General features: G+C 61.2%; 7 protein-coding genes. 1 reads left to right on the plus strand and 6 read right to left on the minus strand.

The genetic code is table 11. From position 1 onward, the window contains the following. The 5 genes from OUZ52_RS09185 to OUZ52_RS09205 form a co-directional block, all read right to left on the minus strand. The coding region (locus tag OUZ52_RS09185; RefSeq protein ID WP_266158087.1) for an SDR family NAD(P)-dependent oxidoreductase at positions 1–8,013 on the minus strand (8,013 nt) is incomplete at its 3' end. Positions 8,014–8,288: 275 nt separating this feature from the next. Further along, positions 8,289–11,600 carry an ACP S-malonyltransferase gene (gene fabD, locus OUZ52_RS09190; protein WP_266158088.1) on the minus strand — a complete coding sequence of 1,104 codons (3,312 nt, stop codon included), beginning with the start codon at positions 11,598–11,600 and terminating at the stop codon, positions 8,289–8,291. 244 nt (positions 11,601–11,844) lie between these two features. Next, the gene (locus tag OUZ52_RS09195) at positions 11,845–12,057 is read right to left on the minus strand and encodes an MbtH family protein (RefSeq protein WP_266158089.1); all 213 of its coding nucleotides are present in this window, start codon (positions 12,055–12,057) and stop codon (positions 11,845–11,847) included. A 944-nt stretch (positions 12,058–13,001) separates the two neighbouring features. Next, positions 13,002–13,805 carry an FKBP-type peptidyl-prolyl cis-trans isomerase N-terminal domain-containing protein gene (locus OUZ52_RS09200; protein ID WP_266158090.1) on the minus strand — a complete coding sequence of 268 codons (804 nt, stop codon included), beginning with the start codon at positions 13,803–13,805 and terminating at the stop codon, positions 13,002–13,004. 98 nt (positions 13,806–13,903) lie between these two features. Continuing rightward, a complete protein-coding gene (locus OUZ52_RS09205; protein ID WP_266158091.1) occupies positions 13,904–15,562 on the minus strand; it encodes a multicopper oxidase family protein in 1,659 nt (552 codons plus the stop codon). 350 nt (positions 15,563–15,912) lie between these two features. Between OUZ52_RS09205 and OUZ52_RS09210 the strand changes: the two genes are divergently transcribed. Further along, positions 15,913–17,898 (plus strand): PKD domain-containing protein, encoded by a 1,986-nt coding sequence (locus OUZ52_RS09210; protein WP_266158092.1) that lies wholly within the window; start codon positions 15,913–15,915, stop codon positions 17,896–17,898. Positions 17,899–18,041: 143 nt separating this feature from the next. On the opposite strand, the gene OUZ52_RS09215 is transcribed toward OUZ52_RS09210, so the two are convergent. After that, complete coding sequence (locus OUZ52_RS09215; RefSeq protein WP_266158093.1) at positions 18,042–19,853, minus strand: aspartyl protease family protein; 1,812 nt, start codon at positions 19,851–19,853, stop codon at positions 18,042–18,044. Positions 19,854–19,870: the final 17 nt, after the last annotated feature.

Genomic DNA, 19,870 nt, shown 5'->3' on the forward strand with positions numbered 1-19,870 from the left:
GGCCGCGGCATCGGCGACATCGACCGCGTGGTAACGCACCACCGCACCCAGGGCTTCCAGTTCGCGGATATGCGCCTGGATGCCTTCGTTCAATGCCGAGCGGCCGGTCAGGATCAGCACCGCATTGCGCGCCTGCCGCGCAATCTCGCGGGCGAAGATCAAGCCCAGCCCACCGGCTCCGCCGGTGATCAGGTACACGCCCTGGGCTTTCCACGGCGAGGCCGCCGCGCTCGCCGCGGTCTGCTCGGACCAGCCACTCACCTGGCGCACGCCGTCTACATAACGTATCTGCGCCGCCGCGCTGCCGCGATTTTCCAGCACGACCTGGGCCACATCCTGGCCCGCCTCGATGCCGATCAGCTGGCCGACGATGCGCGGGTTTTCCAGCTGTGCCGTACGCAACATGCCGCCCAGGCCGGCCATGATCTGGCCGGCGCCCTGGCGCGGCACCACCACCTGGATCAGCTGTTTGCCGCTTTGGCTGCCCAGCGACTGGATCTGTTCCAGCAGTACGCCAGCCGCCGCTTCAAAGCGCTGGGCAAGATGGTCGCCGCTGGCCGGGCTCAGGCAGATGGCGTTGGGCAGGCGCTGTTCCAGATCGACGGCATCGACACCGCACAACAGCACCACCTGCTGCGCAAACGCATCGCCAGCCGTTGCCAACGGCGGCTGCGCCGTCCACGCCGGCTGCAACAACAGCGTCTGGATCGGTTTGCCGGCGCTGGCCATGGCCGTCAACGGCCGCAGGCTGAACTGCTTGAAGCGCACGCACACCGCACCGTGCTCATCGCACAGATCGATGTCGAGCCGTTGCACCGCATCGCCGGCCTGGCTGCCCGCGCTGTGCCGTACCACCGCCCACATGGCGGCGGTGGATGGCGCCCATGCCTCGAGTGTGCCCAAGGCAAAAGGCAGCATGACCTTGCCCTGCTCTTGCAGGCCCAGCGTCGCCTGCAAGGCCGCATCCAGCAGGCTGGGATGTAGCAGATAGCCATCCGCCGGTGCCGAGGCCGGCAGGGTGATCCGCGCCAGCGCTTGCTGCGATCCGATAAACAGTTCGTGCAGGCCCTGGAATCCCGGGCCGTAGTGCAAGCCCATCTGTTCGAACAAGGCATAGCACTGGCTGGCGCTCAGCTGTGAAGCGGCGCATTGCTGGCGCAGGCTGGCCAGGTCATGTGTGGTCGTGGTCGCTGGCTCGGCATTCGCCATGGCCGTCGCCGAGCCCTGGCTATATGCGACGGTTTCGCCATCCTCGCCTTCGCTATAAATCTCAAAACCGATTTCGCCGGATGCTTCCGGATAAAGCGCGATATGCAGGGTGAGACCGTTCGCATCGACCACGATGGGCCGCACCCACACCACGTCATTCAGTGCGATAGGCGCGGCTTCGCCGATCACCTCGCTGACCGCGCGGCGGGCCATTTCCAGCTGCGCTACGCCGGGTAGCACCCGGTTGCCCTGCACCCGGTGATCGGTGAGGAAGAATTCGTCGCCGCTCAACTGAGTGCTAAAGCGCAGCCCGGCGACATCCGAGGTATTTCGATGCAGCAGCGGATGCAGTGCGGCATGGTTGCCGGATGCAATCGCTGTCGGCACCGGGCCGGTGGGTATCCAATAGCGCTCGCGGGCAAACGGATAGGTCGGCAGGCTGATGCGGCGTGGCCGCTCGGCGCCATACAAACGCGACCAGTCGAAGGCCAGCCCCTTTACCCACAGGTCGAGCAGCTTGCCGAACTTGCCCTTGGCTATCCACGCCTCGACGATGGTCGCCATATCGTCATCGCCGGCCAGCGCAGCCAGGGTTTCTTTGTTGCGTTTGACCTGGCCGCGATACAGCTCGTCGATGGCGCTTTCGCCGGCAATGTAGGCACTAAGCTTTTCGCCTAGCTCGCCCAGCGAATGCACCACCAGCGCCAGCCGCTCTTCCATCGCTTCACGGCCGACTTGCAAGGTATAGGCCAGGCCGGCCAGAACCATATCGGCATCTGCTGCAATAGCCGCGAGCAATCGTTGGACTTGTTCGCGCAAACGGTCTTCATGACGTGCCGATAGCACGATCAGCACCGGCCCGCGTGCGGTCGGTGTCGGCACCGGTGCCAGGTATTCCTCGATCACCACATGGGCATTCGCACCACCGGCGCCAAACGACGAGATACCGGCACTGCGCGCGCCTTCCCGCTGCACCCCACCCACATCCAGCATCGGCCGCGGCCACGGTGCTAACGCTTGCTGCACCACGAATGGCGTGCCGTCAAAATCGATGTTCGGATTCAACACGCTCGAATGCAGGCTGGGCACCAGTTGCTGATGCTTTAGCTGGAGCAAGACCTTGGTCACGCCGGCAATGCCGGCCGCGCTTTCGCAGTGGCCGATATTCGACTTGGCCGAACCGATGGCGCAGAACTGGGTGTCCTGGGTCCAGTGGCGGAACGCTTTCGACAGCCCGGCAATCTCGATCGGATCGCCCAGGCTGGTGCCGGTGCCGTGCGCTTCGATATAACTGACCGCACGCGCATCGATGCCGCCTTCGCGCAGCGCGCGCTCAATCACCTTGGCCTGCGCGTTGGGATTGGGCACGGTGTAGCCGTTGGTCTTGCCACCGTGGTTGATCGCGGTGGCCCTGATCACGCCATAGATGTGATCGCCATCGGCCTGGGCCTGCGCCAATGGCTTGAGCAGTACCGCACCGACGCCCTCACCCGGCACATAGCCTTCGCCGCCTTCGCCAAAACTCTCGCAACGGCCCTTGCCGGAGATGAACTTGCCCTGCGCCAGCATCAGGTATTTGTTCGGGTGCACCGACACATTGACGCCACCGGCAATCGCCACCGCGCAGCCGCCGCGTTGCAGGCTTTGGCAGGCCAGGTGAATCGCCGTCAGCGACGACGAGCACATGGTGTCCAGCGCCATGCTGGGGCCGTTGAAATTGCAGAAGTACGAGATGCGATTGGCGACCGACGCCGCGCTGTTAAGCATCGCCAGGTTATTGCCCCGGGCCTGCTCTTGCGCACCGTACAGTTGATATTCCTCGTACATCACGCCGACGAAGACGCCGACACTGCCCTCCTGCCCTGCGCCGGCATGCTGGGTGACGCTATCGCGGGTATAGCCGGCATCTTCCAGCGTGGCATGCACGCACTCCAGAAACAGCCGCTCCTGCGGGTCCATCAGCTCCGCTTCGCGCGGCGAGATATTGAAGAACAGCGGATCGAACAGATCGACGCCGTCGATAAAGCCGCCCCAGCGACTATAGGTTTTGCCGGCCTTGTTGCGGTCTTCGTCGTAGTAGAGCTTGTAGTCCCAGCGTTCGGACGGAATCTCGGTGATGCTGTCCTTGCCCTGGCTCAGATTGGCCCAGAACTGTTGCAGATTGCCGGCCTGCGGATAGCGCCCGGCGACGCCGATGATGGCGATCTCGCCGACGTCCCCGGCGGCGGCCGTCGAATGGACGCGTGCGGCATCGCCGGATAACCCGGCTACACCCGGTAAATGCTCTGGCTGCGTGCCAAAGCGCGGGCGACGACCGAGCACGCTGGCGCTGAGCGGTGCGACTTCCTCGCGTAACGGCGCTACCGCCGCATCGTGCAGTGTTTCGCCCAGCACCTCGCTCAGCCGCGCACGGTGATGTTGCAGGAAATGAGACGCCAGCGCGGCAATCGTCTGGTATTCGAAAAGCAGGGTCTTGGACAACGAGCCGAACACTTGCTCCAGCGCGCGGGTCAAGTCCATCACCAGGATGGAGTCGATGCCGTAGGCCTCCATTTGCGCCTGCGCGTCGATGCTATGGGCGGGCCGTTTAAGCGTGCTCGACAGCAAGCGGACGAAATAGCGGATGGCTTTTTCCTGCAATTCGTCCGTCGCCGCACTCACCGCCGCGCCCGCGGGCTTGAGCGCCGCGACGGCCGGCTTCGCCACGGTCGATAAGCCGGAGATGAAACGGCGCAGCGCACCTTCAGCCACCAGCACCTGCGGCAGGCCGCTCGATAAAGCCTGCGCCAAGGCCGCGCAACCACTGGCGCTGCGCAGGGGAATCAAACCGGTTTGCTGGGTCATGCTCTGGCGCGTGGCGGCATCGACCTGCATGCCGCCCTGTTCCCATAGCGGCCAGTTCACCGACAGCGTGCGTCCATGGCGCTGCCCTTGGGCGACCAGGCCGCTGCGGTAAGGCGCGAAGGCGTCCATAAAGGCATTGGCCGCCGCGTAGTCGGCCTGGCCCACATTGCCAAGCGCGCCCGAGGTCGAGGAAAAGCAAATGAAATGATCGAGCGCCAGCTCCTGGCTGGCTTCGTCGAGATACCAGGTGCCGGCCACTTTGGCGTGCAGCACTTGCTGCAGTTCTTCGCGGGTCTTCTTGATGATGAAGCTATCGCGCAAGACGCCTGCGCTATGCACGATGCCATGCAGGCCACCGAAGCGGTCGACCACATCGCGCACGCAATGCATCACCGCATCGCGGTCGCCGACGTCGAGCTGGCGATATTGCACCGTGGCGCCCCGTGCTTCGAGTTCGCCAAGCCTGGCCTGCGTCGCGGCGTTCAGCGGCGAACGCCCGGTCAGGATCAACGTTGCGCCCTGGGCCTGACGGGCGATGTCGTGAGCGAAGATCAGGCCGAGACCACCGGCGCCACCGGTGATCAGGTACACACCCTGCGCTTTCCATGGCGATACCGCATCAGGCAACGGCGGCTGTTCGACCCAGCCGCCGACCTGGCGGACGCCGTCGACATAACGGATTTGCGTCGCCAGGCTGTCGCGATTTTCAGCCAGCGCTTGCATCACATCCTGGCCATGCTCGACGCCGATCAGCTGACCGACGATGCGCGGATTCTCCAGCTGTGCTGTACGCAGCATGCCGCCTAATCCGGCCAGGGTCTGACCAAGGCCCTGGCGCGGCAGCACCAGCTGGATCAGATGCTGGCCTGGCTGGCTATTCAGCGCCTGCAGCTGTTCGAGCAACGCCACGGCTGCCGCTGCGTAGCACGGCGCCAGCGGTTCGCGCACATCGATATCCATGCAGGTCGCATCCGGCCACCGCGACCGTAGTTCTGGCAAAGCGCGGCGAATGTTTTCCGCGTCACCACACAGCAACACCACCTGCTGTGCATAGCGCGGAGCGTCGGCAGTGACCACCGGCTGCGCGGTCCAGTCGAGTCGCAGCAAGGCCGTTCGTACCGGCTCGTCGGCGCCCGCAGCTGCGGTTGCACGCGCGCAGAATTCGCCGAGGCGGACACAGACCCGGCCGTTGTCGTCGCACAAGTCGATATCGAATTTTTGCAGCGCATCGCCTGCCGCATGGCCGGCGCGGCGACGGATCACCGCCCACAGGTGATCCGTGCAAGGGGCCAGCAGGTCCAGCGAACCCAGTGCGAAAGGCAGTATCAGCGCAGCCTCGTCGAGCCCACCGGCAGCATCGGCTTGAAAAGCGATGGCGGCCTGCAAGGCCGCGTCGAGCAAGCTGGGATGAAGCACATAGCTGGCCTGCGACGCTTTCAGCGCATCCGGCAGGGTGATCCGCGCCAAGGCCAACTCTGGCCCGACGAACAGCTCGCTCAAGCCACGATGGCCCGGACCATAGTTCAGGCCCATCCGGTCGAACGCGGCATAGCATGCCTCGGCGCTGAGCGGCGACGGCGCGCACTGCCGACGCATCGTGGCGAGATCGAGCGACATCGCCGCAGCCGGCTCGGCATCGGCGACGGCAAGCACCGAGCCTTGGCTATACACCACGCCTTCGTCGCCCTCGGCATCGGCGTAAATCTCGAAACTGAATTCGCCATTGCCTGCCGGGAACAGCGCCAGATGCAGGTCTTTCGGCGCTACCCCAACCACGATAGGTCGCAGCCATACGACATCTTTCAAGCGGTGTGGACCGCTATGGGCAAGCGCGTGGCCTGCGGCGCAGCGGGCCATTTCCAGCTGTGCCGCGCCCGGCAAGGTGCGCTCGCCCTGCACCCGATGATCGGCAAGAAAGAATTCGTTGCCACTAAAGCGGCTGCTGAAACGCAGCCCGGTGGAGTTCGACGTATTGCGGTGTAGCAGCGGATGGATGGCTCCCGCCGCCGATGCCGATGCCATCGATGACGCTGCCTCGACCCAATATTTTTCCTTCACGAATGGATAGGTCGGAAGCGCCAGGCGGCGACGCGTGCCTGCTTGATGCAAAACCATCCAATCGAAGGCATGCCCTTGCACCCACTTGCCGGCCACCGCCTGAAGGTTTCCGCTGGTGAGCAAGGCGTTCAAGCCATCGCGCTCGGCATCATCGCCAACGCCTGCTGATACCTCGGCGGAAAGCAGACCGCTGAAGGTCTGCTCGGATACAGACGGTGCCGCCAGCCAGTGTTGCAGCCGCGTCTGTAACGCATCGAAAGAGTCGACTATCAGCGCCAGGCGCGCCGCCATCGCCGGCCGCCCTACTTGCAGCGTGTAAGCCAGGTCGGCCAGGCCGGCGCGGCGCAGATCGGGTGACGACAACGCGGCAAGCAGTTGTCGCGCGCGCTGGCGTAGTACCGGCTCGGTCTTGGCCGACAACACGATGAGTGCAGACGGCTCCGTTGGGAAGCCTGTCGTTGTCACAGGGTCTTCGCCGGTGGCCGCGGCCACCGACTCGACATATTCTTCGACCACCACATGGGAGTTCACCCCGCCGAAACCAAACGAGCTGATGCCGGCGCGGCGCGGCATCGCCTGGCCGCTATCGTCGACCAGGGCGGGCCACGGCTGGGCCTTGTCGATAATGAAAAACGGACTGCCCTCCAACGCGATGCGCGGATTGAGCTTTTGGTAATGCACCAGCGGCGGAAAGGTCTGGTGCTTCATGCAAAGCATCGTCTTGATCAAACCGGCCAGGCCGGCCACCGATTCCAGATGACCGACATTGGTCTTGACGCTGCCGATGCCGCAGGAGTGCTCATGCAATACCTCACCGCGGGCGGCGGCGACGCGAGCGAATGCCAGCTTCAGGCCTTCCACTTCGATCGGATCGCCTTTGGGCGTGCCGGTACCGTGCGCTTCGACGTAGCCGATGCTGCCGACCGCCACGTCGGCCTGCTGCAAGGCCTCGGCGATGACCATCGATTGCGCGGTCGATCCCGGGTAGGTCACGGTGCGCGCGTGACCGCCATGATTCATTGCGCTGCCGCGCAGTACGGCGGCGATCCGGTCCTTGTCTCGAATGGCTTGGTGCAGCGGCTTGATCAAGATCATCGCCGCGCCTTCACCGCGAACATAACCGTTGGCGCGCTCGTCAAAACTCTTGCAGCTGCCGTCGGGTGACAACATGCCGGTCTTGGAAAATGAAATGAAATGCGTAGGGCTGCACAGCACGCTTACGCCGCCGACCAGGGCGTAGTCGCATTCGCCACGACGGATCGCATGTGCCGCCTTGTGCAGCGCGACCAGCGAACTGGAGCATGCGGTGTCGATCGGCAAGCTGGGGCCGTGCAAGTTCAAGAAGTACGAGATGCGATTGGGGATAAGCGCGGTATGCGTGCCGGTGGATACATGCCCCTCGATCGCTTCGAGGGCGTGTCGCAGATGGTCTTCGTAATCGAAATTGAATACCCCGACATAGACCCCGGTATTGCTGCCGCTAAAGGCCTTGGGATCGTAACCGGCGTCTTCGATGCAGGCCCACGCCTGCTCCAGCATGATCCGCTGCTGCGGGTCCATGACCTCGGCTTCGCGAGCCGAAATACCGAAGAAATCCGCGTCGAAAAATTCGACGCCATCGACAAAGCCGCCCCATTTGCTGATCGACTTGTTCTTATCCTGCACCTGGCTCGAATAAAAAGCTTCTTTGTCCCAGCGGTTGGCCGGAATCTCACTGATACTGGACAAGCCACTGCACAGGTTCTCCCAATACTGCTGGTAATTGCCGGCACCGGGAAAACGGCAGGCCATGCCGATGATCGCCATGTCGCCACGATCATGATGATCGGCCTGATGCCCCGCCCCCTCCTCGCCAATCGATTGCGATGGGTTTTCCTGGGCTGGCGTCTGACGGGCATTCATGATCGTGCATATCCTGTGATGTGTTCTTTCGGATGCTGCTGCAGCCAAACGAATAAGCCTTGAACCGCCGCCGGGTGGCGGCTGGCCTCATGCCCTGTGGCTCCTGAAAAACGCCTTGCGATCGTGGAACGAAGCCCACGCGGCCATTGCAAGATGCCGCGCATGCCCGACCCGGTTAAGCGTTTGATGCATGCCGCCAGCGCGTTGATCGACTTCGATCAGGCGACGGACAGCCGGGCATCGAGGCTCATCAGGCCTATCCATTCCCGATGGTGTCAGCCATCGAGAAACCGGCTGAAGGAGCGGGTCAAATGCTCCGCCGTCGCATCCATGATCTTGATCGCCATGCGATCCACATGCCGTTTATTCCACGGCTCCAGTTCCGTCCCCTTAACCCACTGATTGAACGAGCCCAACGCCGGCCCGGTCTGGATCTGATAATTCACGCGGTCGTCGCCCTTGCCCTCCATCGCGATACGCGTGCAATAGGCGAAGTACCAACGAAACACCAGCGCCATCTTGTGCTTCGCATTGGCCTCCGCCTTGGCGATTTCGTGCTCCAGCTTGACCGATTTGAAATAGCTCGCCGTCTCCGACCAGATCTCGTCAAAGGTCTTTTTGAAGAAGGTGGTTTCCAGCTGCTGCCGGGTGCGCTTGGGGATATCGTCCAGGCTGTCGTAATGGCGATAAAGCGAGAGCAACTTGTTCGCCCGGGCCGGAAAGAACACCGACTTCTTCATCACCTGGACCTGTGCGCCGATTTCAAACATGTCGCCCGCCGGCGCGTATTCGGTGTCCTGAATATCGATTTCCTGCAGCATCGATTTGCCGTCCGGGCTCATGCCCGCTTCGACGGAGCATTGGTTGATCGAGCCGGTCATGATGAAATCCGCGCCCAGCAGGAACGCCGCAGCGGCAGCTTCAGGCCCACCAATGCCGCCGGCCAGGCCCATGCACATGGGCTCTGCGTAACCATGCGTGCGCTGCATCTCATCGCGCATTCGCAAGAGCGGCGGCAACATCACGGCGGCGATACCGCCATCGGTATGGCCGCCGGAATCGGCCTCGACGCAGATATCGTGACTGACCGGTATTTTCTGCGACAACGCCGCTTGTTGCGGGGTAATCAGGTGCTGTTCGAGCAGCTTCTCGACGATGCCGATCGGCGGCGGACTCATGAACGCCTTGGCCACCTCCGGCCGCGATACCTTGGCGACGATGCGGTGATCGCAGACGATCTCGTTGTGCGCGTTGGTGTGCAGGCCCTGCAAGCGAAACCTGACCAGGGCCGGGGTCATCTGCATGAACGCAGCGGCCTCGATATTCTTGATACCGTACTTGAGATATAGCTCGACCACCGCCGCTTCCAGCGCGGGATACTCATAATTGGCCAGCAAGTTCATGCCATAGGGCTGACCCGCATTCAGCTCGCCCTGGATGCGAACAATGTTCGCCTCGATCTTCTCCAGCGACAGCCCGCCCGCGCCGAAAAAGCTCAACAAGCCGGCCTTGCCCATTTTGATGACCAGCTCAGCGGAGGCGACGCCGCGATACATCGCGCCTGCCATATAGGCGTATTTCAAGCCGAACCGGCGCTGGAACACTTCGCTGCCGAGTGAGGTCGCATCCACGCGAAGCGGCACGCCGCGCCCGTTGACCCGGCCGATGGCAGGCGGCACGGCGTGTGTATCCGGCTGCGGGCTGGCGCCGTGGTTTGGCGCGGCGCTATTCGCAGACGGCTCATCGAGTGGCCGTGCAGGCGGCGCGTCGTCAATCAACGGCGTTTCCTTGGCCTTGATCTCCTGCACCATTTTTGAAAGCACGCTGGCGCCGATCTCCTGAAACTCCACCTCGCCGTCGCCGGTCAAGCCACGCCCCATCAAGTAGCGGATCGAATCCACCCATTGCACGGGCGAGGCGATCTGCCGCGCCAGCGTCTCGGCGATGCGCGTGGGATCGTAGGGACGAGCCGTCGCATTGGCGATCACCGTGATGCTGGGCGGCGCAAAGGAGAACTGCTGCAGGAACTGGGCGAACTCGGCTTGCGCCGATTGCATGTGCCGCGAATGAAAGGCCGCGCTGACATTCAAGGTGACGCAACGCAAATTCTTTTGCGCAAACAGCTCGGCCGCCGTCGCCAACAGGTTTTTCTCGCCGGCAATAACGGTTTGTGTCGGCGTATTAAAATTGGCGATGTCGATCTGTGCAAGTTGATGCTGATCAAGCAACGCCCTCACCTCCGGCGCCGACATACCCAGCACGGCCGCCATGCCACCACCGCTGGCCGCACCCATCAGCTCTCCGCGCTTTTTAACCAGGCGCAGCCCGGTTTCAAAAGAAAACACACCCGCCGCCAGCAAGGCGTTGTATTCGCCGAGGCTGTGGCCGGCAAAAAAATCGGCTGGCGGATCGGATTCGGCGGCGGCATGCAAGTCACGCTGCCGGTAGTAATGCAGGGCATTGACCACATACAGCGCAGGCTGGGTATATCGCGTCTGCGACAGCTGCCCTTGCCCATCGTTCAAGCACAAATCCTCTAGCGAGTAGCCGAGGATGTCGGAGGCGCTTTTGACTTGTTCCGGAAAAAGCGGAAAGAGGTCTTTGCCCATCCCCTTGAATTGGGAGCCCTGGCCAGGAAAGATGATTGCCTTCATTTTGCGTGACTCCATGATGCGCTTGCTCCGAACCTGGTTGTCTTGATGGCCCGGTGTTGCCGGGCTTATGGCTTGATCGATGTGCGGCGCCGCCGTCCGCGACAACGCGGTCAGCTCGGTCAATCGCTCCATCTCGCCGCCGAACGGCGACATCACGTGATGAATCTGAGAGGTCGAATCGGCGGGCAATCCGTACTTCAGGAACGTCGCCATGGTTCCGCCCGGCCCGACGTCGATATAGCGATAGCGACCCTGTGCTTCGATCAGCCGAATGGTTTGCATAAACAGGATCGGCTCGCGCACCACCGACCAGAAATGATCATCGGCCAAGCGATGCAGCGGCTTGCCCATGGCACAGCAGACGATCGGCATATGGCCCGGGCGAAGTTGCAGCGTGCGCAGAAACGCCCGATAGGGCTGGCTGGCGCTATCGATCCAGCGCGAATGAAAAGCGAAGCCGACCGGAAGTCGATGAAATGCCAGGCCTTGCCGATGCAGATCGGCTTCGACCGCCGCTATATGCCGTTGCGGCAGCGAGATCACCGAATGGGTGGCGAAATTGCTGGCCCCTAGCTCACAAAGCGTGCGCAATGCAGGCGTGAGATAACGCTCCGGCTCACCCATGACGGCGATCATGCAGCCGGGCTCGGCGTGCTTCTCGATCGCCATCGCTTGTTCGATCACCGCCCGCAACGCGTCGCCTGGATCGATGCAACCGGCGACCGCCGCCGCGGCAAAGGTGCCCAGGCTTGCGCCCAAGACCATATCGGGCTGCAGGCCACGCTCGATCAGCGATGTCGCCAGCGCATGCTCCACCATGACGCGATCGGCTTTTTGCATGGAGGCGCGAAAGCGCGCATCGCGCGCAAACAGCTCCCGTCCCATTTGAAAATGGTGCGAGCCCTGCCCCGAAAATAAAAGTACGATTTTCACGTGTTACGCACACATGCAAGGCCATAATTCCATCTGAAAATCACGAGATCCACCCATGCATCGATGAATGGGTGGATATGGAATGTATGGCGGACCGTGCAAACAGTCGCTTCAAACGCGCGCGCAAACTAGCGCGTGGCGCGTTAAAGCGCGCACAAAGAAACTGCCGACGCTGATTTGGCATGTCAATGATCCAGGATAGGATGCCGTGGTTTTATTTCAGTTCGTCGCTCGCCATGCGAGGCTAGCTGGACTGTGTCCGTGCGCGCAGAGATATTGGACGCATATCCGTCCATACCTCGCCAACGAATTCGAGACAGGATTCTTTCGTACCCTGCTTGCCTGCCTTCGACCATCCGTGCGGCACGGATTTATTCACCGGCCAAATCGAATATTGCCCATCCTGGTTGACAACCACTTCGTACATCGCTTCAGACTGATTCAAGCTACTGGACATGCATGCTCCTGTGCAAAAGAAAGACGCGATCGCCTTTATCGGCCGATTGACCTTGTCACTAACTTGGAAAAGATGATTTGCGCTTGGCTTGGGGCATGGGCCGGTCGACCGGGGTCATGACGCACGCATGCACGCTAAGCGGATACGGCATCAGATTGTCGTTCGCCGTCCGGGCAAAAAAATCACCAAGCCGATACTGGGTATTGACGATGCCTATTGCAGGGAAGCCGCCGCTACCCTGAGTTTCGAGGCGTGAAATTGGCGTGAATGGGCGCAACCGGCAGGTCGGCTTATGCGCAAGAAAATTTCGCCGTTGTCTGCGTGAGCCACGCTTAAGCCAACCGCGGGTATTGGCCGTGCCGTCAGGCCTGACCCGCAGTTGATCATTTGAACAACGACGGAAACGAATCGATGATTCATGTTTCCGTTGCAGCGAGAGCGACCCTCCACAAACCGCTCCCGCAAGAATGCTCAGATTCCCCATCCCCAGCTCCAACCCGCGCTCCTGGCTCAACTGCACCCATCGCCTTGTGAGCAATGAGCCTGTTCATTCCTTCGTACTCCCCACCATGTGCTGCTTTACCGGTCCGTCCCCATGCCATGACGCCGCGTGTCACTTATTCAAGCGAGTCTGCGACGTAAGGATGCTCGACCGGAGAGCGAACCTATCATATGGCCACGCATTTTGCTGAAACTGCCGGCAACACTCGGGCGACTCATCGCGAATGTGTATACAGGGCGTGAAATCGCATGAAATTACGCGCAATATATTGCGACAGCCTCAACGGCCTGGAATGCTCCATGGCAGACATCCAGCCGTCTATTTGCCTTGTTTGAACATCCAATAATGCATGGATGAGAAGGCCGAAACCTGCGCGCGCGCCGAAGGCCAGTTCGCCGGCGTTACCTACGAACAGGCTTCGGTCAACGCAAAACCCAGGTCTTTAATCGCGCGTGCCGGGCTTCTCCGGCTCATGGCTCGGCATGCCGGCGATCTCGACCAGTTCGACCTCGTAAATCAAGGCCGCATTGGGCTCGATCGCATTCGTCACACCATGCTCGCCATAGGCCAGCTTGGCGGGTATCCAGAATTTGTATTTGCTGCCCGCCGGCATCAACGCCAGCCCTTCGGCGATACCGGGCACCACCTGGTTGAGAACCAGCGACGCGGTGTGATCGGTCTTATAGGTATTGTCGAACTCGGCGCCGCTCAAGAAGCTGCCGATGTAGTTGACCCGCACCGTATCGGTGGGCTTGGGCTTATCGCCGCCGGCATCGCGCAGCACCTGATATTGCAAGCCCGATGGCGTGGTGACGATGCCGGCTTGCTTGGCGTTTTGCGCGAGAAACACCTCGCCTTCTTGCAGATTCTTTGCCGCCAGCGCCTTCTGTTCTGTCTCGCGCTTAAGGCGCAGATGTTCGACGAAATGCTGACGAATGACGCTAGCCTGCGCCTCGCTGAGCAGCGGCTTGTCACCGGCCTGTGCACTGCGAATGGCTTGTAGGACGGTATCGATATCGACCTCACCCTTGATCGGCGCCAGATTCTTCGCCAGATCAAGGCCGACCATATAGCTCACCTGCTTGCGTTCGGTTTCCAGCCCGACGATGTTGCCGCTTGCCGCGCTCGCGCTGGACCCGCTGCTTGCGACCCCTGACGCCGGCGTCGACTTATCGGCGCTGCAAGATGCCGTCAAAGCCAGGGCTATCGAAAGCGCGAAGACATGGGCGGACTTAAAAGGTGTCATGAATCAGCTCCAGGGTAAACATTCGCCGTGCTGGCGAATGCCGATAAAAGAATCCAACAGGCCATGCGAACCGGTCGCGCTCAGTACGCGTCTACGACTCAATCGGTAACCGCGAACATCACCATCATGCCCTTGTCCTCATGCTCGAGATTGTGACAATGAAACATGTAACGTTGTGTGCCGGTGAACGCCTGGGCGAAGTCGATGGCGATGCGCACGATTTCGCCCGGCCACACCACCACCGTATCGGCTACACCCAGATCCTGCGGGCCAAGGCCTGCATCGGCCACCATGCGGCTGCGGATATCCGGTGGGCTGATGCTGCGTGAGACCACCCGAAACTGGAAGCCGTGCAAGTGAATCGGATGCGGCATGCTGGTCATCTCGTTACGGATCTCCCACACCTCACGCGCACCGCGCTTGACCGAAAATACCGCAGCGTGGCCGTTGCTATGGAAGTTCCAGTCATTGATGAACCAGCGGCCATCCGGATCGGTGCGTAGACGAAAATGACGCACTGGCCAGCTGCTGACGACCGGGGCTGGTACCAGCGTGGACAGCTGTTGCGGGATATCCGTTTGCTGCGCAGGCTGGGTCGCCGCCACCACCCGCAACTCCATCATGTCGAGCCGATTGCCCATGGCCACCGCACCGGGGTGATCGGCCATGGGATCGGGCTGAAAAGTAACCGCATCGTCGCCGTCGTGATCCATCGCGACATACTCAAGGCTGCGCAGCAGCACGCGCGAACCCGGCCTAAGCGTGCTGAAATCGATCAGGATATCCGCGCGCTGTGCCGGCCCCAGGAAAAAATCGTCGACCGGCCACGGTTGTGCCAGTAGGCCGCCGTCGGTTCCAATCAACTGCATCGGCAACGGCTGACCATCGTAGATAAATGCCGGCCGGAACATGCGTGCATTGGCTACATTGGCCAGCCGAAAACGATACCAGCCGGCAACGACATCGAGATAGGGTTCGGACGTCCAATTGACCAGCACGCGGTTGCCTATCCAGTCATCCGCATCCTGTTTATAGCTGATCGCGTTGTCTGGATCGATCTGCTTATCGGCAAGCATCAGCGGGATATCGCGCTCGCCCCAAGCAAGCCCGAGCTTTTTCCGCAGCGCAAGCTCCTCCTCGTCATCGACCAGTAGCAGGCCAGCCATGCCGTGTTGCACCTGCATACCGGTACGCATGTGTGGGTGAGCGTGATACCAGTAAAGCCCGGCGCGATTAGTGACCCGAAAGCGATAGCGCACCTGCTCGCCAACCGCCACGGGATGCAGGCCACTGCCGTCATTGGCTTCGTCCAGCGACCACCCGTGCCAATGAATCGTCGTCGGCTCGGCCAGGCGATTATCGAAACTGATATCGACTGCCGCGCCATGCGCCACGCGCAATAGCGGGTTAGCCAGGCTGCGGCCATCGATATCGATGGCGTAATGCCACAGTGCCGTGGACTGCCCCGGAAACAGCGCGAACGAACGTACTCGCGCGGTGATGTGCAGATTTTGTGAAAGCACATGCTCTGCCATCAAGCCGTCGCGCCCTGGAATTCGCAGTGCCTGCCTGGCAGGCGTTTGCGGCGGCACAGCGGGATGAGCTGGCGGCGTCGAGCGCGCTGGCGATGCTGCTGCGGGCACATGTATTTCAGGCTGCGGCTTGTACCCATGTCGAATCGCCCAAGGCGCCGCCACGACGGCAACAGCACCACCGGAAAGCCAGCTCAGCATACGGCGACGTTGTGGATCGATCATGTCAAGGCGATGACCCGGATGCATGGCAGGACCGCGAATATACCGCTACATCGGGTGATTAATTATCGCGGCGTATGACAAGTCTGTGGCAAATAACAACCCTGTCTCAATTTCGTATCGAGATCACCTGTTGTACACACGAGCTAGATTCACGCCGTGACACCATCACGCAGCTACACATCGTTTCAACGCTGATCTTCTTCTGATCTTTGGAAGCGTTCGTTCGAACAGAAAGTGTCTACGCCGAAATCAACTTCTTGCATGCGTATTTGTTGTTAACGCAGGCCGATTCGTGGATCGAATTCAACCATCTAGAGACCGTTTCATTACACCACACTGGAGAAATCGACTTGAAAACAAAACTCTCGAAGCGCAGTGAAGTCACCGCTTCGCTGATGTTCGCCGCCGCCATGGCCACCGTATCGGTTGCGCAAGCCGCGCAACGTACCGTGCAATTGCCGGAAAATGGCGTCATCACCAAGCCTATTCAAAGCCAGGCGAATAGCAACTCGCTGATTCTGGCATCGTCGCTTAATCGCGTCTGCCAACCCAATGCACGATGGCTACGGCTAGGCATCAAGCAATTGCAGTTGAGCCCGTATGACTCGCTCACCCTGGTCAGCTCGGAAGGCGATCGCGTCACCTTCGCCGGCAGCCAGTGGAATAACCGCTCGTTCAACACCCGCGCCTTGCGCGGTGCCTGCGTGGATATCCAGCCGTCGTTCGGCAACCCGGCCAGCCACTTCGAACTGGAAAGCTATCAGTACAGCAGCCAGGCGCTGGACGCCACCTCGGCGGTGGTCGCCGGTGCAGGCGATATCTGCGATAGCAGCGGCACGGTTTGCCAAGGCACGTCGGACTTGATCGTCAGCATCAACCCGACCGCCGTGTTCACCGCCGGCGACTCGGTGTATGAAGACGGCACACTGTCGGAATACCAGACCAATTACGATCCGAAGTGGGGCCGCTTCAAGAGCGTGACCAGCCCTGCCCCCGGCAATCATGACTACAACACCAGCGGCGCCAGCGGCTACTTCGATTACTTCAACGGCGCCGGCGTGCAAACCGGCCCGGCCGGCGACCGCAGCAAGGGTTATTACAGCTGGGATGTGGGCGACTGGCATTTCGTGGCACTCAATACGATGTCCGGCAATGCGGTCGCCAGCGCGCAGATCACCTGGTTGAAGAGTGACCTTGCAGCTACGGCCAAGCCCTGTGTCGCCGCGTACTTTCACCACCCGCTGATGAGCATCGGCAACTACGCCGGCGGCTACAGCACGGTTCAACCGATCTGGGACGCGCTGTATGCGGCCAAGGCCGACCTGATCTTGAACGGCCACGACCACAACTATCAACGCTACGCGCAGTTGAATGCGAGCCAGCAGGCGGCGGCCGATGGCATCCGGGAAATCCTGGTCGGCACCGGTGGCCGTGCCTTCTACAGTTTCACCACTACCGATCCCAACGTCGAAGCCAGTGACGATGGCACGCATGGCGTGCTCAAGCTGACCCTTACCTCCACCGGCTATACCGGCGATTTCGTGCCCTCCGACGGCAACATGTTTACCGACCACTTCACCGGCACCTGTAACGCCAAGAGCGGCAACCCGCCGCCGACCGGCCCCGTGGCCGGCTTCTCTTTCGCGACCAATCAGCTGACTGCCAGCTTCACCAACAGCTCGACCGACAGCGGCGGCACGATTACCTCGTATAGCTGGAATTTCGGTGACGGCAGCAGCGCCACCACCGCCAGCCCAAGCCATACCTATGCCGCCGCCGGCACCTTCAGCGTCGCGCTGACCGTGACCGACAACAACGGCGCCAGCAATACCAAGACGCAGTCGGTCACCGTCACCAGCGGCGGTGTTGCCACGCAATTGTTGGGCAACACCGGTTTCGAGACAGGTACGGCAACGCCGTGGACGGCAAGCAGCGGCGTGGTCAGCAACGATAGCGGTGAATCTCCGCACTCCGGCTCGTGGTACGCCTGGCTGGACGGCTACGGCAGCACCCACACCGATACGCTGTCGCAGCAAGCGGCGATTCCCAGCGGCAAGACCAAGGCGACGCTGTCTTACTATCTGCACATCGATACGGCCGAGACGGGCCAGACCGCTAACGACACCTTGAAGGTCCAGCTGCTGAATACCGCCGGCACCGTGCTGACGACACTGGCGACTTATTCCAACGTCAATGCAGCCTCGGGTTATACCCAGCACACCGCCGATCTCAGCGCTTATATTGGCAAGACGGTGGTGATCAAGTTCACTGGCAGCGAGAACAGTTCAAAGCAGACCTCGTTCGTACTCGACGATGTCACCCTGACCGTTCAGTAAGCACCGCGCCAGCGCAAGAGCGCAGCAAGACCGGGAGAGCGTCGGCTCTTCCGGTCTTGGCATATGAAGCGGCCTCAACGCCGCACGATGCGCCTGGCCTGGTACGCCGGGAGGTGTCTGCAAGACAAGACAAGACAAGCCGATCAGATCAGATCCCGCAGCGTTAGACGCAGGTCGCGGCTGGCGTTTTTTCGGCTTACCGTCAAGCGCAGGGTCGTGCCTGGCGCATCGTTGCGGAGTGCCTTGCGCAGGTCGTACAGCTTTATCGAGGCAACCGGCGCGCCGTCCACGGCGGTGATGATGTCATCGGCTTGCAAGCCGGCCTCGGCGGCGGGCGTGCCCTTGCTCACATCGACAATCTTGAAGCCCTGGGTCGATTGATTGATCCACATGCCTGAGCGATCGAAGGTATCCAGATCGTCAACCTTGCCCGCGATCGGCTTTAGATACATCAACTGATGGTCATAGTCGAAAGTGACCACGAAGCGTTTGAGCACTCCACCACCGACATTGTTGGGAAACGCATCGACACCGCCCGCACCGCCCTTGTCGACGCTGAACTGGGTCAGCGGGCCGGCAATGTCGACATCGCCAAGTTTCAGATGCTTGCCCTGGAACACGTAGCCGCGGGTCGGGCCACCCACCCCCCAGCCGGTCAAAGCCTCTACGCCCTTGGTTTCACGTTCGCGCAAATGGCCTTGCTCGGTAAACGGGCGCGTCAGCGACAACGCATTTCGGGCACCGGTATCGATACCGAAGCGGCCCGGGATGCCGTCGTAAAAACCCAGTACCTCGGGAAACTGGTGATAAAACCGAAAGCTTACCGGCGTGCCGGCATCTTTTGGATCGAAGTGTTTCTTGTCGATAAAGGTGATCTGCTGCTTGTCATAGTCCACCCGCGTGATGAAGCGGGCAAAGAATTCGTAGCCAATCATGCCTTGCTCGTCGATGCCTTCGGCCGCATTGGAAAACTGCAGCACGGTCAGGGTCTGGCGATTGAGCGTGGCCGCACCGACACTGATCGAATCGACATCGACCAAACCGCTTTGCGCGACATTGTCGCCGGCGCCGGTGGAGGTCTGACTGCCTTGCGGCTTCACCCCGAGCAGCTTGGCCGTGACCGGCGTCACGATGTCATGGCCGCCGGTATCGACGATAAAGGTCAGCGGCTTGCTGCCGTTGACCGATGCCTGGACATAAATATGGTTATTGATCAGCTGGAACGGCACCGTGGTTTCGCTAACCCCGCCAGCCAGTGAGTAATCATGCAACTCGGCCGCGGGCCTGGCATAAGCCGATGCGGTGCGGGCGGGCTCGAAGTGTGCCGAGGTCAAGCTCATGGTCTGCCGGTTGGCTACGCCGCTGCCATCGTCGACAACCAGGGTATGGGCGACGGGCACGCCATCGATCTCGGCATAGTCGGAAAAAAACGTGGTGATCGTCTGGGTAACCTGTGCCTCCACGGTCCGCGCCAGCCGATGCGTATCGGCGCTGAACCACGCCTCAAAAGGCTTGCCATCGCGCGGGGTAACGGTAAGCACATCGAACGCTTGGTTGTCCGCCGTCTTGCGTCCCTGGCTTTGGATACTGGCGTTGCCACGGTCGCTACGCCACCACAGGTTACGGTCGCGATACGACTCGTTGATCGCCAGTTGCAAGGTGTCGCCACCGGCCTGATCGGTCACCGTGCCAGATGATTCTTTTTCCCAGGCGCGTAAACCATCGTAGCCATTGGCACCGGTTGTCGGCCCAATCCGGTAACTGTCGACGAAGGCACCGCGCTGCAGATCAACCAGCGATGCCGTGCTGCCGGTAAGACCCTGCCCGACATAGCGGTAGTGGCTATCCAGGGTCATTTTGCCGTTCCAGGCATCACCGCCCATCGCCGCGCGGTTAGCGCTCAAAACAGCATTGACGTCATCGGCGGCATAGCTGGGCGCGCCATAGAGGGCCATGCCAAGGGCGACTACCA

This window comes from Dyella silvatica (assembly GCF_026283955.1).
Classification (GTDB): Bacteria; Pseudomonadota; Gammaproteobacteria; order Xanthomonadales; family Rhodanobacteraceae; genus Dyella_C; species Dyella_C silvatica.

Excerpts from the sequence above, each read along its gene's own strand:
- OUZ52_RS09205 (WP_266158091.1), bottom strand. The coding sequence starts at position 15,562 with ATGATCGATCCACAACGTCGCCGTATGCTGAGCTGGCTTTCCGGTGGT.
- OUZ52_RS09215 (WP_266158093.1), bottom strand. The coding sequence starts at position 19,853 with ATGGCCCTCTATGGCGCGCCCAGCTATGCCGCCGATGACGTCAATGCT.
- OUZ52_RS09200 (WP_266158090.1), bottom strand. The coding sequence starts at position 13,805 with ATGACACCTTTTAAGTCCGCCCATGTCTTCGCGCTTTCGATAGCCCTG.
- OUZ52_RS09195 (WP_266158089.1), bottom strand. The coding sequence starts at position 12,057 with ATGTCCAGTAGCTTGAATCAGTCTGAAGCGATGTACGAAGTGGTTGTC.